The organism is Type-C symbiont of Plautia stali, assembly GCF_059730935.1.
Map to the genome: position 1 here is coordinate 154,072 of NZ_AP035923.1, position 25,583 is coordinate 179,654.

Below are 25,583 nucleotides of genomic sequence, written 5' to 3' on the forward strand. Positions count from 1 at the left end.
TTCCAGCAGGAATACAGGAGAATAACCATGACAGGTGCACAGTGGGTAGTTCAGGCTTTACGCGCGCAGGGTGTCGACACAGTGTTTGGTTATCCTGGCGGAGCAATCATGCCAGTGTACGATGCGCTCTACGATGGCGGCGTGGAACATCTACTGTGTCGTCATGAACAAGGTGCGGTGATGGCAGCGATCGGTTATGCGCGTGCGACCGGCAAAACCGGGGTTTGCATCGCGACTTCCGGACCAGGCGCCACCAACCTGATCACCGGTCTGGCCGATGCGATGATGGATTCCGTTCCGGTTGTCGCCATCACCGGGCAGGTCTCTTCAGCGTTTATTGGTACCGACGCCTTTCAGGAGATCGACGTTCTTGGCCTGTCATTAGCCTGTACTAAACACAGCTTCCTCGTTGAATCGCTGGATGATTTACCCTCGGTGATGGCGGAAGCTTTCGCCATCGCGCAGTCCGGCCGTCCGGGACCGGTGCTGGTCGACATTCCCAAAGATATTCAAATTGCCAGCGGTGACCTGACGCCGCACCTGTTGCCGGTTGAAGAGGCACTGAGCCATTCACCGCAGCACATTGCCGAAGCGCGCGCGCTGATGGCGCAGGCGCAAAAACCGATACTGTATATCGGCGGCGGTGTCGGCATGGCGCAGGCCGTCCCGGCGCTGCGGGCTATGGCGCAGGAGACCGGCATCCCGATGGTTTCTACCCTGAAAGGGCTGGGCAGCGCCGAAGCCAGCAGCGATCTCTATCTCGGTATGCTCGGCATGCACGGCACCAAAGCGGCCAACCTGGCGGTGCAATCCTGTGATTTGCTGATTGCCGTCGGCGCACGCTTCGACGACCGCGTCACCGGTAAGCTGGATACCTTCGCGCCGCACGCCAGCGTCATCCATATTGATATCGATCCGGCGGAATTGAACAAACTGCGTCGCGCTCACGTTTCGCTGCAGGGCGATCTCAACCAGATGTTGCCGGCGCTGAGCATGCCGCTGCAGATCGACGGCTGGCGTACTGAAGTTAAAGCGATGAACGCGGAGTTCGCGTGGCGTTACGACCATCCCGGCGAGGCGATCTACGCGCCGCTGCTGCTGAAGCAGTTGTCAGATCGTAAACCTGACAGCGCGGTGGTAACCACCGACGTTGGCCAGCACCAGATGTGGGCGGCGCAGCACATGCGCTTCAGCGCGCCGGAAAACTTCATCACCTCCAGCGGCCTGGGCACCATGGGCTTTGGGCTGCCGGCTGCGGTGGGCGCGCAGGTTGCCCGTCCGGATGACACCGTTATCTGCGTGTCCGGTGACGGCTCAATCATGATGAATATTCAGGAGCTGGGCACCATCAAGCGTAAGCAGCTGCCGGTAAAAATCCTGCTGCTGGATAACCAGCGTCTTGGCATGGTTCGCCAGTGGCAGCAGCTGTTCTTTGATGGTCGCTACAGCGAAACCATCCTCACCGATAACCCCGATTTCCTCACGCTGGCCAGCGCCTTTGATATTCCGGGCCAGCGCATTAGCCGTAAAGATCAGGTCGACGCCGCGATTGATGCTCTGCTGAACAGTGAAGGTCCTTACTTCCTGCATGTTGCGATTGATGAGCATGAAAACGTCTGGCCACTGGTACCGCCGGGTGCCAGCAACGCAAACATGATGGAGAAAACCGTATGAACCAGCATCAATTGTCTATCGAAGCCCGCTTTCGCCCTGAAATATTGGAGCGCATTTTGCGCGTCGTGCGTCACCGTGGCTTCCAGGTCTGCGCGATGAATATGGCGTCCGCCGTCAATGCGGAGAACATTAATATCGAAATGACCGTTGCCAGCCAGCGCTCTGTCGATTTACTGTCTTCGCAGTTAAGCAAACTTATGGATGTCGCCTGTGTCGAGATCCAGCAACAGACAACACAACAAATCCGCGCCTAGTCGCCAAAGGAAATAACAATGAGTACGAAGAAAGCAGACTTTATCTGGTTCAATGGAGAGATGGTTAAGTGGGAAGACGCCAAAGTTAGCGTTATGTCTCACGCACTGCATTACGGCACCTCTGTGTTCGAAGGCGTTCGCTGCTACGACTCACACAAAGGTCCGGTGGTGTTCCGTCACCGTGAACACATGCAGCGTCTGCACGACTCCGCCAAAATTTACCGTTTCCCGATCAAAGCCAGCGTGGATGAGTTGATGGAAGCGTGCCGCGAAGTCATTCGCGTTAATAAACTGAAGAGTGCCTACATTCGTCCGCTGGCCTTTGTCGGCGACGTGGGTCTCGGCGTTAACCCGCCAGACGGCTTCACCACCGATGTGATCATCGCTGCGTTCCCGTGGGGAGCTTACCTGGGTGCCGAAGCGCTGGAGCAGGGCATCAACGCCATGGTTTCTTCCTGGAATCGCGTGGCGCCAAATACCCTGCCAACCGCGGCGAAAGCAGGCGGTAACTATCTCTCTTCCCTGCTGGTTGGCAGCGAAGCGCGCCGCCACGGCTATCAGGAAGGTATCGCGCTGGATACCCAGGGTTATATCTCCGAAGGTGCTGGCGAAAACCTGTTTGAAGTGAAAGACGGCATCCTGTTCACCCCGCCGTTCACCTCTTCAGCGCTGCCGGGCATCACCCGCGACGCCATCATCAAGCTGGCGAAGGATCTCGGTATCGAAGTGCGCGAGCAGGTGCTGTCACGCGAATCGCTGTACCTGGCGGATGAAGTGTTCATGTCCGGTACTGCCGCAGAAATTACGCCGGTACGCAGCGTGGACGGCATCCAGGTGGGTGAGGGCAAACGTGGCCCGGTAACCACCAAAATCCAGCAGGCGTTTTTTGGCCTGTTCACCGGCGAAACCGAAGACAAGTACGGCTGGCTGGATCAGGTGAATCCATAACAAGACAGTAACGCGGGTGCAGCAGCGCCCGCGTCATTTTTCAGACTGGAGTAAATAGAGCATGCCTAAGTACCGTTCCGCCACCACCACCCATGGTCGTAACATGGCGGGTGCCCGTGCCCTGTGGCGCGCCACCGGAATGACCGACGACGATTTCGGTAAGCCGATTATCGCCGTGGTCAACTCCTTCACCCAATTCGTACCGGGCCACGTGCACCTGCGCGATCTTGGCAAACTGGTCGCTGAGCAAATCGAAGCCGCGGGTGGTGTAGCCAAAGAGTTCAACACCATCGCGGTGGATGACGGTATCGCCATGGGTCATGGCGGCATGCTGTATTCACTGCCTTCACGTGAGCTGATTGCCGACTCCGTGGAATATATGGTGAACGCCCACTGCGCCGACGCCATGGTGTGTATCTCCAACTGCGACAAAATCACCCCCGGCATGCTGATGGCCTCGCTGCGCCTCAACATTCCGGTGATCTTTGTCTCCGGCGGTCCGATGGAAGCCGGTAAAACCAAGTTGTCAGACAAAATCATCAAGCTGGATCTGGTGGACGCGATGATTCAGGGTGCGAACCCGAACGTCAGCGATGCCGACAGCGAACAGATTGAGCGTTCCGCCTGCCCGACCTGCGGCTCGTGCTCCGGCATGTTCACCGCCAACTCCATGAACTGTCTGACCGAAGCGCTGGGCCTGTCGCAGCCGGGCAACGGCTCGCTGCTGGCAACCCACGCCGATCGTAAAGACCTGTTCATCAACGCCGGCAAGCGCATCGTTAACCTGACCAAACAGTACTACGAGCAGGATGATGCGCGCGTGCTGCCGCGTAACATCGCCAGCAAAGCCGCGTTCGAAAACGCCATGACGCTGGATATCGCCATGGGCGGTTCCACCAATACCGTGCTGCACCTGCTGGCCGCCGCGCAGGAAGGCGAGATCGATTTCAACATTTCCGACATCGATCGCCTGTCACGTAAAGTGCCGCACCTGTGCAAAGTGGCGCCGAGCACACAGAAATATCATATGGAAGATGTGCACCGCGCGGGCGGGGTAATCGGTATTCTTGGCGAGCTGGATCGTGCCGGCCTGCTGCACACCGACGTACGCAACGTGCTGGGTCTCAATCTGCGCGAAACCCTCGATCAGTACGACATCATGCTGACCAAAGACGAAGCGGTGAAGAAGATGTTCCGCGCCGGCCCGGCTGGCATCCGTACTACCCAGGCGTTCTCACAGGACTGCCGCTGGGACACGCTGGATGACGATCGTCAGGAAGGCTGTATCCGCACGCGCGAACACGCGTTCTCTCAGGATGGCGGTCTGGCAGTGCTGTACGGCAACATGGCGGAAGATGGCTGCATCGTGAAAACCGCCGGCGTCGACAAAGAGATCCTTACCTTTAAAGGTCCGGCAAAAGTGTATGAAAGCCAGGACGATGCGGTGGAAGCGATTCTCGGCGGCAAAGTGGTGGCCGGTGACGTGGTGGTGATCCGCTACGAAGGGCCGAAAGGCGGTCCGGGCATGCAGGAAATGCTCTATCCGACTACTTATCTGAAATCGATGGGCCTTGGCAAAAGCTGTGCGCTGATCACTGACGGACGCTTCTCGGGCGGCACCTCGGGCCTCTCCATTGGCCACGCATCGCCGGAAGCGGCGAACGGCGGCACCATCGCGCTGGTTAAAGATGGCGACATCATTGAAATCGATATCCCGAATCGCGGCATTAAGCTGGCGGTACCGGATAACGAACTGCATGCCCGTCGTGAAGAAGAGGAAGCGCGTGGCGAAGCGGCTTATACGCCGCACGGTCGCGTGCGTCAGGTCTCCTTCGCACTGCGTGCTTATGCATCGCTCGCCACCAGCGCTGACAAGGGCGCGGTGCGCGATAAGTCCAAGCTGGGAGGCTAATCTCTGATGGCTGAGTCTCAACCGCTTTCCGCGTCGCCCAATGGCGCGGAGTATCTGCGCGCGGTGCTGCGTGCGCCTGTGTACGAAATTGCCCAGGTAACGCCGCTGCAAAAAATGGAAAAAATTTCGTCGCGTCTTGGCAACACCATTCTGGTGAAGCGCGAAGATCGCCAGCCGGTGCACAGCTTCAAGCTGCGCGGTGCTTACGCCATGATCGCCGGCCTGACGGAAGAGCAGAAAGCGCGCGGCGTGGTTACTGCTTCGGCGGGTAACCACGCGCAGGGCGTGGCGCTCTCGGCCAGCACGCTCGGCATTAAGTCACTGATTGTGATGCCAGTGGCGACGGCGGACATCAAGGTTGATGCAGTGCGCGCGTTTGGCGGTGAGGCTTACCTGTTCGGAGCAAACTTTGACGAGGCAAAAGCCAAAGCGATCGAGCTGGCGGAGCAGCAGGGTTACACCTTCGTGCCGCCGTTTGATCATCCGGCGGTGATTGCCGGTCAGGGCACGCTGGCGATGGAGCTGTTGCAGCAGGATGCGCATCTCGATCGCGTGTTTGTGCCGGTAGGCGGCGGCGGCTTAGCGGCGGGTGTGGCGGTACTGATTAAACAGCTGATGCCGCAAATCAAGGTTATCGCGGTCGAGTCGCAGGACTCTGCCTGCCTGAAGGCGGCGCTTGATGCCGGCGAGCCGGTGGATTTGCCGCGCGTCGGGCTGTTTGCCGAAGGCGTGGCGGTCAAGCGTATCGGCAGCGAAACCTTCCGCCTGTGCAAAGAATACCTCGACGACATCATCACCGTGGACAGCGATGCCATCTGCGCAGCGATGAAGGATCTGTTCGAGGATGTGCGTGCGGTGGCGGAGCCTTCCGGCGCGCTGGCGCTGGCGGGCATGAAGAAGTACATCCAGCAGCACGACATCAAAGGCGAGCGGCTGGCGCACGTGCTGTCGGGCGCCAATGTCAACTTCCACGGTCTGCGCTATGTCTCTGAGCGCTGTGAACTGGGTGAGCAGCGTGAAGCGCTGCTGGCGGTCACCATCCCTGAGCAGCAGGGCAGCTTCCTGCGTTTCTGCCAGACGCTGGGTGGCCGCGCGGTAACCGAGTTCAACTACCGTTATGCCGATGCCGATAACGCCTGCATCTTTGTTGGCGTGCGTTTAACGCGCGGCCTTGAGGAGCGCAGCGAGATCATCAGCCAGCTGGCTGAAGGCGGCTATCAGGTGGTGGATTTGTCGGATGATGAGATGGCGAAGCTGCACGTGCGCTACATGGTGGGCGGACGCCCGTCAAAACCGCTGCGTGAACGGCTGTTCAGCTTCGAATTCCCGGAAGCGCCGGGCGCGCTGCTGAAGTTTCTGCAGACGCTGGGCGCGCACTGGAACATTTCGCTGTTCCACTATCGCAGCCACGGCACCGATTTTGGTCGCGTGCTGGCGGCGTTCGAGATCAACGACAAAGAGCCGGATTTCGACACTCACCTCAACGCGCTCGGCTATGAGTGGCACGACGAGGCCAGCAATCCGGCGTTTCGCTTCTTCCTCGCTGGCTAAACTACAGCAGGTGCCAGAAAGCATTGATCAGCGGCTCCCCGAGCCGCTTTTTTTGTACGCATACGCCGAGCTCCAGCGGTGCCACCGACTCGACATTCTCCAGCGTCAGCACGCGATTGCGCACCGGTTCCGGACTGTTTTCCAGCACCACATCCGGCAGCAGCGCGATGCCGCAACCGAGCGCCACCATCGACACAATCGCCTCATGGCCAGACACCGTGGCGTAAATCTGCGGGTTGGCAATGCGGTGGCGGCGAAACCATAAATCAATACCGCGCCGCGCCGGCCCCTGATCCGGCAGGATAAAGGGAATCTGCGACCAGTCCGGCTGTTCCTGCGTCGCCTGGCTGCGCACCGGGCAGGGCAGCGCCGGGGCGATCAGCACCAGCGGAATCAAACCCAGCGGCGTAAAGTCGATGCTGGCGGGCAGCGACTCCGGGCGGCCGGCGATGGCCAGATCCGCTTCGCCGGACTGCACCATTTCAATGGCATCGGCGGCGTCGCCAGTGGTGAGTTTAATTTCCACCTGCGGATGCTCCGCGCGAAAGCGGTCGAGAATCGGCGGCAGATGGCTGTAGGCGGCGGTTACTGAGCAGAACAGGCGCAGCTCGCCGCTCAGCGACGGACCGTTGAGGTCCATGACATGGCGCAACTGCTGATACTGCAGCAGGGTCTGCTGGGCGAACTGACGCAGCCGCTCGCCGGCTTCGGTCAGCGTCACGGTGCGGTTGTCGCGCAGGAACAGCGCGTGTCCGACATCCTCTTCCAGCCGCTGAATCTGGCGTGATAATGTCGACGGGCTGACGTGCATGGCGCGCGCGGTGCGGCCAAAGTGGCAGCTTTCCGCCAGGTGAAGAAACAGTTTCAGGTCTCGTAAATCCATGCGCGTTTTGCCCTCAGCGTGATGTTGCAAATTCTGCAATGTGACGTTGTTAATATATCAATTTAAGCAACAGATTTCCTGTCATATGATGGGGTCATTCGCGGCGCTAAATCCGGCGCCGTTACTGAACAAAAGCAAACACAACATCTGAGCGGAGTACCCATGGCTAACTACTTCAACACATTGAATCTGCGCAATCAGTTAGCGCAGTTAGGCAAATGTCGCTTCATGTCGCGCGATGAATTCGCGGATGGCGCTAGCTTCCTGAAAGGTAAGAAAGTGGTCATTGTCGGCTGCGGCGCGCAGGGCCTGAACCAGGGTCTGAACATGCGTGACTCTGGCCTCGATGTGTCTTACGCACTGCGCGCTGAAGCCATCGCTGAGAAGCGTGCATCGTTCCGTAAAGCCACCGAAAACGGTTTTAAAGTGGGTACTTACGAAGAGCTGATCCCGCAGGCGGATCTGGTGGTTAACCTGACGCCGGACAAGCAGCACTCTGCCGTTGTGCAGGCCGTTCAGCCGCTGATGAAAGACGGTGCCGCGCTGGGTTACTCTCACGGTTTCAACATCGTCGAAGTGGGCGAGACCATCCGTAAAGACATCACCGTGGTGATGGTGGCACCGAAGTGCCCGGGTACCGAAGTGCGTGAAGAGTACAAACGTGGCTTCGGCGTTCCAACGCTGATCGCTGTTCACCCGGAAAACGATCCAAAAGGCGAAGGCATGGCGATTGCCAAAGCCTGGGCTGCAGCCACCGGCGGCGACCGTGCAGGCGTGCTGGAATCGTCTTTCGTGGCAGAAGTCAAATCAGACCTGATGGGCGAGCAGACCATTCTGTGCGGTATGCTGCAGGCCGGTTCACTGCTGTGCTTCGACAAGCTGGTGGCCGAAGGTCACGACGCGGCGTATACCGAGAAACTGATTCAGTTCGGCTGGGAAACCATCACCGAATCGCTGAAGTTTGGCGGCATCACGCTGATGATGGATCGTCTGTCTAATCCGGCAAAAATCCGCGCTTACGCACTGTCTGAGCAGCTGAAAACCATCATGGCACCGCTGTTCCAGAAGCACATGGATGACATCATCTCGGGTGAATTCTCTTCCGGTATGATGGCTGACTGGGCGAACGACGACAAAAACCTGCTGACCTGGCGTGAAGAGACCGGCAAAACCGCGTTCGAAAATGCCCCGCAGTTCGAAGGCAAAATCGACGAGCAGGAGTATTACGACAAAGGCGTGGTCATGGTCGCGATGGTGAAAGCGGGCGTTGAGCTGGCATTCGAAACCATGGTTGACGCGGGCATCATCGAAGAGTCGGCTTACTATGAATCGCTGCACGAGCTGCCGCTGATTGCCAACACCATCGCCCGTAAGCGTCTGTATGAAATGAACGTGGTAATTTCCGATACCGCAGAATACGGTAACTACCTGTTCTCCTTCGCGGCCGTTCCGCTGCTGAAAGAGTTTATGACCACGCTGCAGCCTGGCGACCTGGGCAAAGCGGTAGAAGGCACGCAGGTGGATAACGCGCAGCTGCGCGACGTGAACGAAGCGATCCGCCAGCATCCAATCGAAGCCGTTGGCCGCAAACTGCGTGGCTATATGACCGACATGAAACGCATCGCCGTCGCGGGCTAAGGCACGCGAGACACAGTTTTCAGCCCAATCAAACCCCGGCTTGCCGGGGTTTTTTTATGTCTTATGTCTGGGGGCAGAAGGGTTTTTTCACCCTCACCCTCACCCTCACCCTGGCCCTCTCCCGCTGGCGGGAGAGGGAACCGTTCGGTGCGGGCTGATGTTTCTACACTTATCTATCAACATCGCGCGGACGCTCCCTCTCCCGTTTACGGGAGAGGGCCGGGGAGAGGGCCGGGAGGGCCAGGGTGAGGGACACACCGCACGATCCCCACACCGCCAATAAAAAACCCGGCCGGAGCCGGGTTCTGTCAATATGCAATCAATCACACCGCTTCATACAGCGTCTGATGGCGCGTCTCTTTACAGGCGATCAGCGCGATCAGCGTCAGCACCGCCATGGAGGCCAGATAGAAGCCCACCGCCTGCAAGCCGTAGTTCGCATTCAGCCAGGTCGCAATATAAGGCGCCACCGAGGCACCAAGAATCGACGACAGGTTGTAAGAGAACGACGCGCCGGTATAGCGTACTTCGGTCGGGAACAGTTCTGGCAGCAGCGCGCCCATCGGGCCGAATGTCAGACCCATAATACTCAGGCCGAGCAGCAGGAAGCCCATCACCAGAATCTGCGAGCCGGAGCCGAGCAGCAGCGGGAACATCAGCGCAAAGGCGATGATCATCAGCGTAATGGTGATCATCGTTTTGCGACGGCCAAAACGGTCCGCCAGCAGGCCGGCAATCGGCACCATCACGCCAAAACCGATAACCGCCACCATCAGCATCCACAGGAAGCTGTTGCGCGAATAACCGAGGCCGACCGGCGCCGGCGCGGTGCCATAGCTCATCGAATACACCGTCATAATGTAGAACAGCGTATAGGTCGCCAGCATGATAAACGTGCCGAGAATGGTCGCCGTCATATGCTTGCTCAGCAGCGTGCCGATGGGGATCCGCACCTGTTTCTTCTCTTTCTGCACTTTGGCAAACACCGGGCTCTCATGCAGCGATACGCGCACATACAGACCGATAATCACCAGCACCGCAGAGAGCACAAACGGCACGCGCCAGCCCCAGTTCATGAACTGCTCATCGGTCAGCAGCCACGAGAGCAGCAGGAACGTGCCGTTGGCAAAGAAGAAGCCAATCGGTGCGCCCAGCTGCGGGAACGAGCCGTACAGCGCGCGTTTCTTCGCCGGGGCGTTCTCGGTGGCCAGCAGCGCTGCGCCGCCCCATTCGCCGCCCAGTCCCAGGCCCTGACCAAAACGCGCCAGCGCCAGCAGCAGCGGTGCCGCCACGCCAATGGTCTGATAACCCGGCAGCAGGCCGATCAGTACGGTAGAAACGCCCATGGTCAGCAGCGAGGCAACCAGTGTCGCTTTACGGCCCACGCGGTCGCCAAAGTGACCAAACAGCGCGGAGCCAATAGGGCGCGCAACGAAGGCGATAGCGAAGGTGGCCAGCGACTGTAGCGTGGCAACCGTAGCGTCACCCTGCGGGAAGAAGATATGCGGAAAAACAATTACCGCGGCGGTGGCATAGATATAGAAATCGAAGAATTCGATCGCAGTGCCGACCAGCGAGGCAACTACCACTTTACTGCGTGAGTTAACCGGTGTGCCGTCGTGTGGTTGGTCGGGTGTTTCGGAGATGGAGGCTTGCATAACTGTTTCTTAATTGTAAATGTAAACAAAGAATCTTACGCACCTGTTTTGCCGCATTCAATGACGAAAAACCGCGTCAGACCGGGCTTTAGCGGCGAAAAAGAGGATAATTTCTGAGTTACGGCAATCGGCGGCGGATGGGAAGGGGAAGCGCGGCTTTTCTGGCGTGATTCTCTGCAAAAGGGCCAAATAAAAGTGACCCTCCAGCGTTTCCTGCTGGTTTTTGCTGCTTTAGTAGCCAGCAGGAAACATTTTTTGCTGTTGCGGCAAATGTAACTGAATTGTCGCGTTACGCCGGGTGATGCGGCTGCGACATCTCGGGATCATCCTTGTATTTTGCGGTGGCGATCCACGCGGCGCAGAACAGCGTCAGACGCGCGAAAAAGTAGAAGAAGGCCATCAGCCCCAGCACCGATCCAAAGGCGGCGCCGGAGGGCGACGTCGCCAGCTTCGGCAGCGTCAGCGTCATAACAAACTTGATCACCTCAAACCCAATCGCCGCCAGCAGCGTACCGCGCAGCAGCGCTTTTTTGCGTGGCTTATGGCGCGGCAGGATCCAGAAAATCCACAGGAACAGCAGATAGTTGGCGAAGATGGAGATCGACAGCGCGATAATGGTCATCGCCGGCCGCAGCCACTCGATATCGCCCAGCCCCAGCGCATTCACGATCGCCGCCTGCGCTGCGCCGGCAATCGAGGTCAGCGACAGCGTAATCACCAGCGCCAGCATCAGACCCAGCAGCGAAACCAGGTCGCGCAGATATTTCTTCCACCACTTCTCCTGGTCATCCGGCTTGCGTTCCCATACGTCACGCGACTGGGCGCGCACCGCTTCGCGCAGGTTACCCATCCAGTTAATGCCGGAGTAGAGCGCCAGCAGCAAACCGGTCAGGCCGACAGTCGCGCGCTGCTGAATCGCGGTATTCACGGTATTTTTCAGCGTAGTGGCCAGCGTCGGGTCGCTGATGCTGTTAACGATTTTGTTGATCAACTCAGAAAGCAGGTCCTGATTGGACGCCAGCACAAAGCCGACCGCCGCAAAGGAGACCATCAAAATCGGTATCAGCGAAAGAAATGAAAAATAGGTGATCGCCGCACCAAACTGGCTGCCGAGGCGATCGTTAAAGCGCTCCAGCGCGCGCAAAAAGTGCGCTACTGCCGGGATCGCCTGAAACCAGGCGGCAAAGCGTGAGACGCGCCTGATCGAGCCATCCACCGTTTTGTTCCCGGTTTTGATATCAATCAGCGGCTTAGCTTCAGCCGCTGAGGCTTTTGTGGTTTTGTCCGTCATAGACCTTCTGCATCCTGTTCACAGCGAAAATAAAATTATAGCCTGCCCATTCAGGTCACGTATTCCTGCAGCACCTGACTCAGCCACTCCATAAACACCCGCACCCGGCGCGCCACGTTGCGACGGTGAGGATAGAGCAGGGAAATCGGCATCGGTTTGGCCGGGAAGTGGTGCAGCACTTCGACCAGCTGGCCGGATTCCAGCAGCGGCTGCACGCCAATCGCCGGTACCTGAATAATGCCCAGCCCGGCGATACAGGCGGCGCGATAGGTTTCGGTGCTGTTTACCGTCACCACGCCGCCGGTCTGCACATAGTGGCACTGTTTGCCATCAAAGTACTCAAAGCCCGGCGAGGGCTGCCCCAACTGTTGGGTATAGTGCACCATGGCGTGCTGGCCGAGATCGTCCAGCCGCACCGGCATGCCGAAGCGGGAAAGGTAGCCAGGGCTGGCGCAGTTGATCAAGGCGTGCGAGCCAATTTTTCGCGCAATCAGGCCGGAATCTTTCAGTTCGCCAACGCGCAACACGCAGTCAAAGCCCTCGCGAATCACATCAACCTGACGATCGCTGCTGCTCAGTTCAATCTCCACGCCCGGATAATGCTGCAAAAACTCCGGCAGACGCGGCAGGATAAAACCGGTCGCCATTGCCACCGACATATCGACGCGCAGCTTGCCGCTCAGCGTGGCAGGATCGTGCTGGAACAGGCTGTCCATATCATCCAGCATCGACAGCAAATCCAGGCAGCGATCGTAATACACCAGCCCATCCTGGGTGAGATGCACACGGCGCGTGGTACGGTGCAGCAGGCGTGTGCCCATCTGGTTTTCCAGCGCCTGCAGCTGGCGGGACACGCTGCCCTTGGGTAAACCCAGACTCTCAGCCGCGCGGGTAAAACTCCCCATTTCTGCCACCCGCACAAACACCTGCATAGCGTGAATTTTATCCATGTTGTTCACCGATTGTTGTTGTTAGTGAAACAGTGCTGTGTATTCCCCTGCGTTTATAGATCAATTATTCGCGAATATCCTTAATCCGTGTTCAATTTTCCAACCGGAGCGAAACATGTCTCATAAAATTGCATTGATTACCGGCGGTAACCGCGGTCTGGGCAAGAATGGCGCGCTAAAACTGGCCGCTAAGGGCGTCGATATTCTGTTTACCTGGCGCGGTCATGCTGAAGAAGCGCAGGCGGTCGTGAAGGAGATTGAGGCGCTGGGCGCGCGTGCGGTGGCGCTGCAGCTGGATGTGGGCGACAGTAAGCAGTTTGATGACTTTGCGGCGCGGGTCAAAGCAACGCTGAACGAAACCTGGCAGCGCGACAGCTTTGATTATTTAGTGAACAATGCTGGCCACGGTCATTACAAGCTGCTGGCCGAAACCAGTGAAGAGGAGTTTGATGCGCTGGTGAATGTACATTTTAAAGGGCCGTATTTCCTGACGCAGAAACTGCTGCCGCTGATCGCCGATGGTGGACGCATCCTGAACATTTCCAGCGGTCTGACGCGTATGACGCTGCCGGGTTCAGGTACTTACGCCGCCATGAAAGGGGCGATGGAAGTGCTGACGCGCTATCAGGCGAAGGAGCTGGGCGAGCGCCGCATTCGCGTCAACATTCTGGCGCCAGGGGCGATTGAAACCGACTTTGGCGGCGGTCGCGTGCGCGACACCAAAGATCTGAACGCGCATATCGCTTCAGTGACCGCGCTGGGCCGCGTTGGTCTGCCGGATGACATCGGTGATGCCATCAGCGCGATCCTGAGCGACGAAACCAGCTGGATTACCGCCCAGCGCATCGAGGCCTCTGGCGGTCAGGCACTGTAAAAACATCGCGCTGCGATCGAATCGTGTTAACGAACGGAGCAGCGCCCGTTTTACACCTCAATCGTGCCATCAATCAGGGTGAGAGTTTGCCCGCCGATCCAGATTGTCTCACCGGCAAAACGCACCACAATGCGACCGGCACGCTGGATGGCGCTGCCCTGACGCGCACAGTAATCCTGCCGCTGGCCCTGCGCCGCCAGATAGCGTGCCAGACAGGCGTTGGCGCTGCCGGTGACCGGATCTTCGACCAGGCTACCGTTCTCGACCAGCAGCGCGCGCAGCTCGTACTGCGCCTCTGCGTCCTGCGGCAGCGGGCCAAACAGGGCGATGCCGTTCACACCCGCATGCTGCTGCAGCCGCAGTAAATCGTCCGCCTGGGTGACCACCTCCAGCACCGCCTGCGCGCTGCTCATCGGAACTAACAGCCAGCGAATCCCCATATCCGCCACGGCTGGCGTCTGGCTGAGATCGAACGCGTCACTGTGCAGTGCGCTGCTCATCAGCGCATCGCTGAACGGCGTCAGGCTGGCGTGCGGTGCGGCAAAGGCCAGCGTACCGTCAGCGCCAATCTGCACCTCAACCAGGCCCACGCCGCACTCCTGCACAATCTTACCCGCTGTTTTCAGGGGCCAGCCGGCTTCCAGCAAGGCATGCGCGGTGCCAAGCGTGGGGTGTCCGGCAAACGGCAGTTCGCCGCCAGGCGTAAAGATGCGCACACGATAGTCGGCTGTGGCATCCTGTGGTGGCAGCACGAAGGTGGTTTCCGACAGATTGGTCCAGCGTGCGATGGCCGCCAGCTGTGCGTCGCTCAGACCCTGGGCATCCATAATCACCGCCAGCGGATTGCCGCTGAACGCGCCTGTGGAGAACACATCCACTTGTTTAAACGCCACCTGCATGTTCGCTCCTTTCCTCATTGAGGTTGTCTGAAATCCGGATTTACATCCTGCTGATTGCTTAAGGCGTCTAACAGGACTATGAATAGATTAACAATTCTGCCAGCGGAGTCCGCTATGTTAAAAATTCTGGGCCGTAACTCGTCAATCAACGTTCGTAAAGTGCTGTGGCTCTGTTCAGAGCTGGATATTGCCTGGGAGCACGAGCCGTGGGGCGAAGACCCGCAGTCGTTGCACTCACCGCAGTTTATGGCGCTCAATCCCAACGCTATGGTGCCGGTGATCATCGAAGATGACTTCGTGATGTGGGAGTCCAACGCGATTCTGCGCTATCTCGCCAACAGCAACGGCGGTGAATGGCTCTACCCGGATAATCCGCGCGCGCGCGCGCCGGTCGATCAGTGGATGGACTGGCAGGCCACTGAGCTCAACACCTCATGGCGCTATGCTTTTATGTCGCTGGTGCGCAATTCGCCAGCCCATCAGGATCCGCGCCTGCTGGCTGCCGCCATCAAAGGCTGGAGCCACACCATGGGTATTCTTAATCAGCAGCTGGAAAAAACCGGGCGCTACGTCGCGGGCCGTAACTTTACCCTGGCCGATATTCCGGTTGGCCTGGCGGTGAACCGCTGGTTTGAAACCCCGCTCGACCATCCGGACTTCCCTGCCGTGCAAACCTATTACGAGCGGCTGACCGAACGCGAGGGTTACACTACCTGGGGCCGCAACGGTAAGCCCTGATCCTGACCCGGCGCGAGACCGGTGATTTCACAGGCCAGCGCGCCGGTGCGTTTCAGTGCCCAGGTGTAACGCTCATCAAACGGATAGCAGCAGGAGAGACGCAGCGCATGGCGATAGCGATCGCTCAGCGAATAGAGCGCGCCTGGCGTGACGCAAATCTGCTCCTGTAACAGGCGATGGAACATCTCCACCGTGTCAACCTTGCCCGGCAGTTCGACCCAAAACACAAAGCCGCCGCGCGGCAGGGTAGCGCGCGTGCCCTGCGGGAAGTGACGGGCAATGATGCCGCGCGCCGCATCCAGATTGGCGGCATAGCGACGCCGCAGCGAACGCAGATGGTGATCATAACCGCCGCTGGCGAGGAATTCGGCCAGCGTTTCGCTCAGCAGTTTTGATTCGGTCATCGACGATACCGCTTTCAGCCGCGCAATCGCCGGGTGGAAGCGGCCGGCAGCCGTCCAGCCCACGCGAAAATCGGGCGCGACGGTTTTGGTAAAGCTGGTGCAGTAAATCACCCAGCCGTCGCGGTCAAAGGCTTTGACCGGTGGCGACAGCGGCCAGTCAAACTGCAATTCGTCATACAGCCCATCTTCCAGCAGCGGAACGTGGTAAGTATTCACTAACTTCGCGAGACGCTTTTTATTTTCCAGCGGCATCACGTAGCCCAGCGGATTCTGCGCGCCCGGCATGGCGATCAGCGCCTGAATGCGCTGCTCCTGCAGCAGCATCTCAAGCGCATCCAGCGACAGGCCGTTTTGCGGATCGGTGGGGATTTCCAGCGCCTTCAGCCCGAGTGAGGCCAGCAGCGGGAACAGAAAGAAGTAGGTCGGCGATTCAAGCCCGACGCAGTCGCCCGGCTTCGTCACCGCACGCAGCGCCAGCTGCAGCGCCTCCATGCAGCCGTGGGTCAGGGTGATGTCCGCGACAGTCAGATTCAGGCCGGTGTGCAGGCTACGGCGCGCAATCTCCTCCCGTAAGCGCTCACTACCCGGCGGAAGCGCATAACGACCAATGATGTCGTTATCGCGGCGAATAAGGGAGGCGGTAATGCGTCCCAGTTTCGCTGCCGGAAACAGTTCGCTATCCTGCGGGCAGGCCAGCGAAATATTGGTGTAGTCGGGGTGATTCTGCGCGGCGAACACCTGCTCGATCAGTTCCAATTTTTGCGTGCTGGGGTCATTAACGCTGGCGCTCATTGGCCTGAGCGGTCGCGTCACCGCGGGCAGCACGCCACGCACGTAGTAGCCCGACTGCGGACGGGCTTCTATCAGGCCGCGATCTTCCAGGATATGCCAGGCACTTAACACGGTATTGATGCTGACCTGGTGCGACTGCGCCACGCGCCGGATGGCCGGCAGGCGCTTACCCGGCTTCAGCGTGCCCTGATGGATAGATTCGGCAAAACTGTCCGCCAGCTGCTGGTACAGCGTCTGGCCGGATGAGAGAGGAAGGGACACAAAAGCCTCCGCGCGCGATAGGTACAATTTAAAATTGCCTTAACTGTATCCATCACAATAGTGATTTTGTGTCTCTGTTGCCATTGTAATTTGCGCATTAGCATGGTGTTTCGTTGATTCTCAGGGAAACGCACCATGCTCGATCCATCCTTCTTTAGCTACGTTACGGTGATGTCGATTACACCGGGTCCGAACAATCTGTTACTGGCCACGTCCGGCGTCAATTTTGGCTTCCGGCGCACGCTGCCGATGCTGTTTGGCATCCTGCTCGGCTGTGCGTTACAGATGCTGCTGGCGAGCGTGGCGCTGGAGCTGCTGTTGCACTGGATGGCGTCTGTGCGGTTGCCGCTGACGGTGGTGGGATGCAGCTATCTGCTGTGGCTGTCGTGGAAAATCTTCCGCGCCGGTGCGCCGCAGCTGCGCGAACGTCCGCGTCCGATGACCCTGCTGGGCGGCGTGTGTTTCCAGGCGGTGAATCCCAAAGCCTGGCTGATGGTCACCAACGTGGCGCTGATGTACGCCAACAGCAACGGTGTGCTGGCGGTGCTGCTCGGCTTTGCCGCCCTCAACCTGCCGTGCATTTTAATCTGGGCAGCGCTGGGCGATCGGCTGCGCCATCACCTGCAGATTGCGTGGAAACGTCAGGCGTTCAATACGCTAATGGCGCTGTCGCTGGTGGCAACCACCGGCTGGATGCTGTATGACGCGCTGCTGTTGAGCTGATGCCACGGCGTTGGATGGCGCGGTAAGCAGGGGCACAATATGGGGGGGCTGGTCAGTTAACGAAGCCGTACGACGCACCCTGATGTAGCGGCGCGATTTATCGCGCAATGTGCAATGTATTGTGCCGCTAACAAACGCGCGCTTCCTGGTGAATAAATCCCTGGCTGAACCGTCAGGGATTGCATCATCCAAAAGGCGACACCGTAATCAAAAAAAGAGGCCGCGATTGCGGCCTCAGGCAGGTCTGTATTTACCGGTGAAGGAACAGGCGTCGCCGCTTACTTGCCCACCACATGGGCGGTTTCACGGCCTTCGTCGTTGGCGGCTTCCGGCGTGATGACCGGTGCGTAATCCAGCTGCAGCACGCGACTGGTTTCGGCCAGCACCTTCTCGGTCAGTGCCACGTCGCCGTTCAGCTTGCGGCCCCACGACGGGATTACCGCGCGGATTTTGGTTTGCCACTCTGGCGAGCGCATCTGCTCCGGGAATACTTTCGCCATTAGCTCCAGCATAATCGGTGCTGCGGTGGAGGCACCCGGTGACGCGCCCAGCAGCGCAGAGATCGAGCCGTCGGCCGAGGTGACCACTTCGGTACCGAGACGCAGCACGCCGCCCTCTTTTTCATCATTTTTGATGATTTGTACGCGCTGACCGGCCGTGACCAGCTTCCAGTCTTCCTGTTTTGCCTGCGGCACATAAGCGCGCAGCGCTTCCATACGATCGTCATCGCTCTGCAGCACCTGATCGACCAGATATTTCACCAGATCGAAGCTTTTCAGCCCAACCTGCATCATCGGCAGCAGGTTACTGCTGTTCATCGCGCCGAACATATCCAGCAGCGAGCCCTGCTTGAGGAATTTGGTGGAGAAGGTCGCAAACGGGCCAAACAGCAGCACCTGCTTGCCATCCAGCACACGGGTATCAACGTGCGGTACCGACATCGGTGGTGCGCCCACGCTGGCTTTGCCGTACACCTTCGCCATGTGCTGCGCCACCACGTCCGGGTTTTCCGTGACGAGGAACGAGCCGCCCACCGGGAAACCGGCGTAGCCTTTTACTTCCGGGATGCCGGTTTTTTGCAGCAGCGGCAGCGCGGCACCGCCGGCACCGATAAACAGCTGGCGCGCGGTCAGCACACGCGACTCACCGCTGGCGAGGTTGTGCAGGCTTACCTGCCAGCGCCCATCGCTCAGGCGCTTGATGTCGCGTACTTCCTGACGCAGACGCAGGCGGAAATTCTCTTTCTTCTCCAGCGCGGCAATCAGCTGGCGCGTCACCTCACCGAAATTAACGTCGGTGCCCATGTCGGTCCAGGTGGCCGCCACTTTCTGCTTGCGGTCACGCCCGTTCATCACCAGCGGAATCCACTCAGCGATCTGGTCACGATCTTCGGAATAGTTCATGCCGCGGAACAGGGTGCTTTTCTGCAGCGCCTGGAAGCGCTTGCGCAGGAAAGCTACGTTGGCCTCGCCCCAGACAAAACTCATGTGCGGCGTGCTGTGAATAAAGCTTTGTGGATTACTCAGGTTGCCTTTCTGTACGTGATACGCCCAGAACTGGCGGGAAATCTGGAAGGATTCGTTAATCGCCACCGCTTTGGCAATGTCGATGCTGCCATCCGCTCTTTCGGGCGTATAGTTCAGCTCGGCCAGCGCCGCGTGGCCGGTGCCGGCATTGTTCCAGCCGTTAGAGGATTCGACCGCGACATCATCCAGCCGCTCGACCATCTCAATCGACCAGTCTGGCTCGAGATCCTGCAGCCAGGTGCCTAAGGTAGCACTCATCACGCCTGCGCCGATCAGCAGGACATCTACGTCTTTTCGTTCCTGAAGGTGTGTGCTTTCCATGCCAGCGGCGGCTAGCGCCAGATTTACCGCAGTGTTGCTCATGAGGCGACATCTCCTCTCTGTTGCCCTGAAGCTCAACAGGTTCGCAGGCGAAACAGCCACGCTTTTTGCAAGCGCGTTGCGCTATTTCTCAAAGGTTAAGACTCAGGTTTAAGCCATAGGTGTGATAACGGTTAACTGCACGTTATGCATATGCATTCGAATATAACATTCTCGTATCGGAATTAAACGTTTGTTTATTTTTTAAATGCAGAAATGATTCAGCATAAGAATTAATCAGCCCGACGGCGCTGTCATAAGGGATTTTTATCCCCTAATCAGGCAGTTATAGTAACGTAGTTGTTGCGACAGTGTGAGGGAAATGGAGAGGGTTGATTTCACACGGTGAGCTGGATCACAAATTAACCCATTGAAAACGATAGGTTTTAGCGAAATTGATTTTTTATGCGGATTTTATGTTGCCTGATGTTTCGCCAGATCGTGTAAAAATAATGTTACATTTGTGTGACTTTTAATTTGGGCACCGTGTCAGGCGCCCGTCAGAAGAAAAATGCATCACGTGCACCGTTCAGCGCAGCTGGAACCAGCGGCGCCAGACGAAGCGGATAATGAAAAACTCAACGGTACCCAGCAGCAAAAACCAGACGCAGAACACTATGGTGTACAGCTGATTCACATCCTGCAGATGCAGAGCCTGCTGCAGCTGTTTTGCCAGCGCCACGCCAAACGAAGGGGCGGGCAGCAGTAGCGCCGAAAGAAAGCCCAGCAGCAGAATGCCGCCCGGGATGATCAGCGTTTCAAACGGGTTTTTCATCGCATCATTCCAAATCAGTTAGCGCGGGCATTAGCGCATAAAACCGCGGCGCGGTGCAATCCCCGCAGCAGCGCGCGTTAAGAAATTTCTTCTATTCCATCCACTTAGCTGCAGAAATAGCGGCAGTTAAGAGTTATAGCCTTTGCTATACTTAAACCCATGATTTTGTTGTCTTTTTTTTAACGGGTTAGCGTGCTAGACTGCGCGCACTTTTTCATTACTGAACCCGATATGCGGACAAAGTGCAGGCTTAATCGTCTTATTTCACCGCATTGACTGAAAACCATGACATTTATCGCAACCCTGATTCTGGCCTTTGGTATGTCGATGGACGCTTTCGCTGCAGCACTGGGCAAAGGCGCGTCGCTGTATCGTCCGGGTTTCAAAGAAGCATTACGCACAGGGCTGATTTTTGGCGTCATTGAAATGCTGACGCCGCTGGTGGGCTGGGCCATCGGGCTGGCCGCCAGCCACTACATTATGGCGTGGGATCACTGGGTGGCATTTGGTCTGCTGGGCATTCTTGGCGGACGAATGATCATGGAAGGTTTCCGTCAGACGGCCGACGAGCCGTGCGAAGCGCCGCAGCGCCACGGCTTTATGGTACTGGCGCTGACGGCGGTAGCGACCAGCCTTGATGCGCTGGCGGTGGGGGTTGGCCTCGCGTTCCTGCAGGTTAACATTGTGCTCACCGCGCTCACCATCGGTGCGGCTACCACTATCATGGCGACCACCGGTGTGCTGGTCGGCCGCTTTATCGGTCCGGTAATGGGCAAATGGGCGGAAGTGCTGGGCGGCGTGGTACTGATCAGTATTGGCTGCACCATCCTGATTGAGCACTTAGGGCTGTTCCGTTAACGTCTGGCACCCTGAGGTGGGCGCATTTTTGTGATCTGGTTCAAAAATAATTGCGTGAAAAATGCGCGGGCGTTATAATTTTCGCGTAATTCTTCAACAATTTTTGTATCAGGTGCACCATGAAACGTTTTTTCCGCTCCGTGTTTCGCTCTTATGTTGAGACCTTCAAACACGTACCGCCGGGCGCCTTAAACTAAGCGCTCCGCCAGAAACCCTCGATAATCGCGGTCAGGGATCGACCTGTGGTTATCACCCGGCGCCGTTCCCCTCTGCGCACCTCTGTCACCAAAACTCACAAACATTAATTACTTTACCCTCAGGTCATACCGCTTTTCCGTCTGGCTTTTGATAACCTGCGCGCAAATTCTCTATAACATTGAGGCCATCATGCAGCTGTGCAGTTTTTCTCTTATTGACCAGGCAAGAAAAAGTTATGGCATCGTGCAACCCGACGGCGTGATCGATCTCGGTGCGCGGCTGGGCGACAGCTGTCCGGATTTGAAAACTCTGCTGCAGCGCGGTGGCCTGAGTGACCTGCAGGTGTACCTGAGCGAGCCGGTGGACTATGCCTTCAGCGCGATTCGCTTCCTGCCGGTGGTGGAAAACCCAGGCAAAGTCTTCTGCGTTGGTATGAACTATGCCGACAAGCGCCAGGAGTTTGCCGCCACGCTCGACGCGCCGACGCTGTTCGTGCGCTTTGCCGATTCGCTGGCTGCGCACGAGCAGCCCCTGCTGAAACCGGCGACCACGGCTGAATTTGATTACGAAGGCGAGCTGGCGGTGATCATCGGCAAAGCGGCTTATCAGGTAAAAGCCGCCGATGCGCTGCAGCATGTGGCGGGCTACAGCTGCTTTATGGATGCCACGGTGCGCGACATGCAGTTCACCTGGTTTACCGCAGGCAAAAACTGGCAGCAAACCGGCGGCTTTGGCCCGTGGATGACCACCGCCGACGACATCCCGGACCCGCAGCAGCTGGCGATCAAAACCTGGCTGAATCAGCGTGAAGTGCAGAACGATACCACGGCCAGCATGGTGCATCCGGTGGCGAAGATCATTGAATACATCTCGGCGTTTAGTCCGCTTTCACCGGGCGATGTCATCATCACCGGCTCACCGGGCGGCGTGGGGAAAAAGCGTACGCCACCGCTGTTTATGTTCCCTGGCGATGAGATCGAAGTGGAAATTGAGAAGATTGGTCGTCTGCGCCACCGCATCGTCTGACGCATTGCTGCGCGGTGGCAAACGTTGCACAGCCACCGCGCTACCGTTTAAATAAATATTCAACAATACGAAATGTCCCGAATTTATATTTATATGGCGCAGATTTAGTTATCAGGTTAAATAATTATTGTTAAGTTAATTTTCCTGCAATGTATTACGTAAATATTTTTGTGATCGCCAACTAATTCCCTCGCTTTGCTATAGTTAAAATTAAAAGCAGCGGCGTATTATCGTCCACTGCCGATTCCGGCATGGAAATAAGGGATGATAATGAAAACCATCAGTCGCGAGATCATTAACGATCTCATTGACCGCGTGGGCGGTCGGGAAAATATTCTGTCACTTTCGCACTGTATTACCCGCCTGCGCTTTGTGCTGCAGGATGTCGACAAGGCCGATCCAGAGGCCATCCGCGCCACGCCCGGCGTTAAAGGATGCTTTAACTCTGCCGGACAGTTTCAGGTAATTATTGGAACCGAAGTTGACACTTATTATAAAGCGTTAGTAGAAGCACTAAATATTAGTGAGACCTCTAAAGAGCAGATTAAATCTGCGGCGCGCAGCCAGATGAAATGGCACGAGGCATTATTATCCCATTTTGCCGAGATATTTTTCCCGTTATTACCGGCGTTAATTAGCGGCGGTTTAATTCTCGGTTTCCGTAACGTGCTCGGCGATATTGCCGTGGCGGATGATAAAACCCTGGTGCAGCTCTATCCCGGTGTGAAAGGGCTGTACGATTTCCTCTGGCTGATTGGCGAAGCGATCTTCTTCTATTTGCCGGTGGGGATTTGCTGGTCGGTGGTGCGCAAGCTGGGCGGTACGCCAATCCTTGGGATTGTGCTGGGCATTACGCTGGTTTCACCACAGCTGATGAATGCGTATCTGATTGGCAGCCAGGTGCCGGAAGTGTGGAATTTCGGCTGGTTTAGCATTGATCGGGTCGGCTACCAGGCGCAGGTGATTCCGGCGCTGCTGGCCGGGCTGGCGCTGGCAAAAATCGAACTGGCGCTAAAACGTATCGTGCCCGCCTATCTGACGCTGGTGGTGGTGCCGGTGTGTGCGCTGCTGCTGTCGGTTTTCCTCGCCCACAGCCTGATTGGCCCATTTGGCCGTCTGATTGGCGACGGCATCGCCTTCGCGGTGCGTCATCTGATGACCGGCAGCTTCGCGCCGATTGGTGCCGCGCTGTTTGGCTTCCTGTATGCGCCGATGGTGATCACCGGCGTGCATCAGACCACGCTGGCGGTTGATCTGCAGATGATTCAGAGCATGGGCGGCACGCCGGTGTGGCCGCTGATTGCGCTGTCCAATATTGCACAGGGTGCTGCGGTGGTCGGCATCATTATCGCTAACAAAGATCGTGCTGAACGCGACCTCACCGTGCCGGCCGCTATTTCAGCGTGGCTCGGCGTAACGGAGCCGGCGATGTACGGCGTCAACCTCAAGTACCGCTACCCTATGCTGTGCGCCATGATTGGCTCTGCGCTGGCGGCGCTGCTGTGCGGCCTCAACGGCGTGATGGCCAACGGCATCGGCGTGGGCGGCTTGCCGGGCATCCTCTCGATTCAGCCACAGTACTGGACGGTTTACTCGCTGGCGATTCTGGTGGCGATTCTGGTTCCGCTGCTGCTGACCATCATCATCACCAAACGTAAAGCGGCAACCGCCATCATCAGCCAGGCCGAGGTGCAACATGAACAGGCACGCTGAATATCCCTGGTGGCGCCAGGCGGTGATCTACCAAATCTATCCCAAAAGTTTTCAGGACAGCGGGGCGCGCGGCACCGGCGATCTCAAAGGTGTGATCCAGCGGCTGGATTATCTGCAGCAGCTGGGCGTCGATGCGCTGTGGCTGACGCCGATCTATGTGTCGCCGCAGATTGATAACGGTTACGACGTGGCGGATTACACCGCCATCGATCCCGCCTACGGCACCATGGCCGACTTTGACCACCTGCTGGCGGAGACGCACCGGCGCGGTATGCGCATGGTGCTGGATATGGTGTTCAACCACACCTCGACCGAGCACGCCTGGTTTAAGCGTGCCGAAGCCGGTGAACAGCCGTACGTCGATTTCTATATCTGGCGCGACGGGGTGCCCGGCACGCCACCCAACAACTGGCAGTCTAAGTTTGGCGGCAGCGCCTGGGCGTGGAACGAACGGCGTCAGCAATACTACCTGCACCTGTACGCGCCGGAGCAGGCCGATCTCAACTGGGAAAATCCGGCGGTGCGCGAGGCGTTAAAGCAGGTGTGTCACTTCTGGGCGGATCGAGGCGTCGATGGATTGCGGCTTGATGTGATCAACCTGGTGTCGAAGCACCAGGATTTTAGCGACGATCTGCCCGGTCATGACGGGCGGAGGTTCTACACCGATGGCCCGCGCATCCATGACTACCTGCAGGAGTTCAACCGCGATGTGTTCACGCCGCGCGGGCTGATGACGGTGGGGGAAATGTCCTCGACCACGCTGGCCAACTGCCAGCGCTATGCTTCGCTGGCGCAAAACGAGTTGTCGATGACCTTTAACTTCCACCATCTCAAGGTGGATTATCCCCAGGGCGACAAATGGACGCTGGCGGCACCGGACTTCGTTCAGCTCAAGGCGATTTTTGCGGAGTGGCAGCGCGGGATGCACGACGTGGCGTGGAATGCGCTGTTCTGGTGTAACCACGATCAGCCGCGTATCGTCACGCGCTTTGGTGATGAAGGTGCGCTGCGCATCGCCTCAGCAAAATGCTTTGCGATGCTGCTGCACGGCATGCAGGGCACGCCCTATATCTATCAGGGCGAAGAGCTGGGGATGACCAACCCTCATTTTACCCGCATTGAGCAGTATCAGGATATCGAGAGCCACAACATCTACACTGCGTGGCTGGCGCAGGGCAAGCCGGAGGCGGCAATCCTGGCGATTCTGGCCAGCAAATCGCGCGACAACAGCCGCTCGCCGATGCTGTGGGACAGCAGCGCCAATGCCGGCTTCACGCGGGGTGAGCCGTGGATAGGCGTGGCGGATAACTATACGCTGATCAACGCGGCTAACGCGCTGCTCGACAGCAACTCGGTGTTCTATGGCTACCAAACGCTGATTCGGCTGCGTAAGCGTTACGCTATCTTCACCGAGGGCGATTATCAGGATCTGGCACCGCAAGCGTCACACATCTGGTGTTATCGTCGCAATTCGCCACGTGAAAGCCTGCTGGTGGTGGCGAACCTGAGTCACAGCGCGCAGCCACTGCTGCTGCCGGAAGTTGAGGGTAACTGGCAGGTGCTGATGAGTAATTACAGTGAGGCATCGCCGCCTGGGGCATTGACGCACCTGCGGCCTTTTGAAGCGGTGTATTACTACCAGTCGTAACGGAGAAAACCGGCGGCGCGTTTCAGCAA

22 protein-coding genes are annotated in these 25,583 nt (G+C 57.9%); 14 read left to right on the top strand and 8 right to left on the bottom strand.

Annotation, left to right across the window (positions count from 1 at the left end; genetic code table 11):
• The first annotated feature begins 27 nt into the window (after positions 1-27).
• The 5 genes from ilvG (at position 28) to ilvA (ending at position 6,339) form a co-directional block, all read left to right on the top strand.
• Positions 28-1,674 carry an acetolactate synthase 2 catalytic subunit gene (gene ilvG, locus AC6I7J_RS00720; protein WP_498006509.1) on the top strand — a complete coding sequence of 549 codons (1,647 nt, stop codon included), beginning with the start codon at positions 28-30 and terminating at the stop codon, positions 1,672-1,674.
• Positions 1,671-1,928: an acetolactate synthase 2 small subunit gene (gene ilvM, locus AC6I7J_RS00725; RefSeq protein WP_008106624.1), complete on the top strand. Its 258-nt coding sequence runs from the start codon at positions 1,671-1,673 to the stop codon at positions 1,926-1,928. The genes ilvG and ilvM overlap by 4 nt, the downstream gene beginning before the upstream one ends.
• 18 nt (positions 1,929-1,946) lie before the next feature.
• Positions 1,947-2,876: a branched-chain amino acid transaminase gene (locus AC6I7J_RS00730; protein WP_021507916.1), complete on the top strand. Its 930-nt coding sequence runs from the start codon at positions 1,947-1,949 to the stop codon at positions 2,874-2,876.
• Between the two features lie 61 nt (positions 2,877-2,937).
• Positions 2,938-4,788, top strand: a complete 1,851-nt coding sequence (gene ilvD / locus AC6I7J_RS00735) for a dihydroxy-acid dehydratase (RefSeq protein WP_021507915.1) — start codon at positions 2,938-2,940, stop codon at positions 4,786-4,788.
• 6 nt (positions 4,789-4,794) lie between these two features.
• Positions 4,795-6,339: a threonine ammonia-lyase, biosynthetic gene (gene ilvA / locus AC6I7J_RS00740; protein ID WP_058759907.1), complete on the top strand. Its 1,545-nt coding sequence runs from the start codon at positions 4,795-4,797 to the stop codon at positions 6,337-6,339.
• 1 nt (position 6,340) lies between these two features.
• Here ilvA and ilvY read toward each other — a convergent pair whose 3' ends face one another.
• A complete protein-coding gene (gene ilvY / locus AC6I7J_RS00745) occupies positions 6,341-7,222 on the bottom strand; it encodes an HTH-type transcriptional activator IlvY (protein ID WP_021507913.1) in 882 nt (293 codons plus the stop codon).
• Between the two features lie 162 nt (positions 7,223-7,384).
• On the opposite strand from ilvY, the gene ilvC reads away from it, so the two are divergent.
• Positions 7,385-8,860, top strand: coding sequence for a ketol-acid reductoisomerase (ilvC, locus tag AC6I7J_RS00750; protein WP_021507912.1), 1,476 nt, complete (start codon positions 7,385-7,387; stop codon positions 8,858-8,860).
• Positions 8,861-9,183: 323 nt separating this feature from the next.
• Here the strand turns inward: ilvC and AC6I7J_RS00755 are convergent, their stop codons facing one another.
• From AC6I7J_RS00755 to AC6I7J_RS00765, 3 genes are all read right to left on the bottom strand, one after another.
• A complete protein-coding gene (locus tag AC6I7J_RS00755; protein WP_021507911.1) occupies positions 9,184-10,518 on the bottom strand; it encodes an MFS transporter in 1,335 nt (444 codons plus the stop codon).
• Positions 10,519-10,807: 289 nt separating this feature from the next.
• A complete protein-coding gene (gene yhjD, locus AC6I7J_RS00760; RefSeq protein ID WP_166720081.1) occupies positions 10,808-11,809 on the bottom strand; it encodes an inner membrane protein YhjD in 1,002 nt (333 codons plus the stop codon).
• A gap of 50 nt (positions 11,810-11,859) precedes the next feature.
• On the bottom strand, positions 11,860-12,759 hold the full coding sequence (locus AC6I7J_RS00765; protein WP_031279769.1) for a LysR family transcriptional regulator: 900 nt from the start codon (positions 12,757-12,759) through the stop codon (positions 11,860-11,862).
• Between the two features lie 115 nt (positions 12,760-12,874).
• Between AC6I7J_RS00765 and AC6I7J_RS00770 the strand changes: the two genes are divergently transcribed.
• On the top strand, positions 12,875-13,633 hold the full coding sequence (locus AC6I7J_RS00770; protein ID WP_498006512.1) for an SDR family NAD(P)-dependent oxidoreductase: 759 nt from the start codon (positions 12,875-12,877) through the stop codon (positions 13,631-13,633).
• Positions 13,634-13,683: 50 nt separating this feature from the next.
• Here AC6I7J_RS00770 and AC6I7J_RS00775 read toward each other — a convergent pair whose 3' ends face one another.
• Positions 13,684-14,532 (bottom strand): PhzF family phenazine biosynthesis protein, encoded by an 849-nt coding sequence (locus AC6I7J_RS00775; RefSeq protein WP_498006514.1) that lies wholly within the window; start codon positions 14,530-14,532, stop codon positions 13,684-13,686.
• Positions 14,533-14,646: 114 nt separating this feature from the next.
• Here AC6I7J_RS00775 and AC6I7J_RS00780 point away from each other — a divergent pair, with 114 nt between their 5' ends.
• A complete protein-coding gene (locus AC6I7J_RS00780; protein WP_021507906.1) occupies positions 14,647-15,270 on the top strand; it encodes a glutathione S-transferase family protein in 624 nt (207 codons plus the stop codon).
• On the opposite strand, the gene AC6I7J_RS00785 is transcribed toward AC6I7J_RS00780, so the two are convergent.
• Positions 15,237-16,727, bottom strand: coding sequence for an aminotransferase-like domain-containing protein (locus AC6I7J_RS00785; RefSeq protein WP_150361661.1), 1,491 nt, complete (start codon positions 16,725-16,727; stop codon positions 15,237-15,239). The two genes, AC6I7J_RS00780 and AC6I7J_RS00785, sit on opposite strands and share 34 nt — an antisense overlap.
• Before the next feature lie 135 nt (positions 16,728-16,862).
• On the opposite strand from AC6I7J_RS00785, the gene AC6I7J_RS00790 reads away from it, so the two are divergent.
• Complete coding sequence (locus AC6I7J_RS00790; RefSeq protein WP_058759374.1) at positions 16,863-17,450, top strand: LysE family translocator; 588 nt, start codon at positions 16,863-16,865, stop codon at positions 17,448-17,450.
• 278 nt (positions 17,451-17,728) lie between these two features.
• On the opposite strand, the gene mqo is transcribed toward AC6I7J_RS00790, so the two are convergent.
• Positions 17,729-19,339: a malate dehydrogenase (quinone) gene (mqo, locus tag AC6I7J_RS00795; RefSeq protein WP_021507903.1), complete on the bottom strand. Its 1,611-nt coding sequence runs from the start codon at positions 19,337-19,339 to the stop codon at positions 17,729-17,731.
• Positions 19,340-19,865: 526 nt separating this feature from the next.
• The gene (locus AC6I7J_RS00800; RefSeq protein WP_132466520.1) at positions 19,866-20,111 is read right to left on the bottom strand and encodes a DUF1158 domain-containing protein; all 246 of its coding nucleotides are present in this window, start codon (positions 20,109-20,111) and stop codon (positions 19,866-19,868) included.
• Positions 20,112-20,396: 285 nt separating this feature from the next.
• On the opposite strand from AC6I7J_RS00800, the gene mntP reads away from it, so the two are divergent.
• The 5 genes from mntP (at position 20,397) to treC (ending at position 25,554) form a co-directional block, all read left to right on the top strand.
• Complete coding sequence (gene mntP, locus AC6I7J_RS00805; protein WP_021507902.1) at positions 20,397-20,969, top strand: manganese efflux pump MntP; 573 nt, start codon at positions 20,397-20,399, stop codon at positions 20,967-20,969.
• A gap of 119 nt (positions 20,970-21,088) precedes the next feature.
• Positions 21,089-21,166 (top strand): stress response protein AzuC, encoded by a 78-nt coding sequence (gene azuC / locus AC6I7J_RS00810; RefSeq protein ID WP_125310475.1) that lies wholly within the window; start codon positions 21,089-21,091, stop codon positions 21,164-21,166.
• 190 nt (positions 21,167-21,356) lie between these two features.
• Entirely contained in the window at positions 21,357-22,193 is an 837-nt protein-coding gene (locus AC6I7J_RS00815; RefSeq protein WP_104094200.1) for a fumarylacetoacetate hydrolase family protein, read from the top strand.
• 270 nt (positions 22,194-22,463) lie between these two features.
• Positions 22,464-23,906, top strand: a complete 1,443-nt coding sequence (treB, locus tag AC6I7J_RS00820; protein ID WP_058770908.1) for a PTS trehalose transporter subunit IIBC — start codon at positions 22,464-22,466, stop codon at positions 23,904-23,906.
• Positions 23,890-25,554 carry an alpha,alpha-phosphotrehalase gene (treC, locus tag AC6I7J_RS00825; RefSeq protein ID WP_498006517.1) on the top strand — a complete coding sequence of 555 codons (1,665 nt, stop codon included), beginning with the start codon at positions 23,890-23,892 and terminating at the stop codon, positions 25,552-25,554. The genes treB and treC overlap by 17 nt, the downstream gene beginning before the upstream one ends.
• The last annotated feature ends 29 nt before the right edge of the window (positions 25,555-25,583 follow it).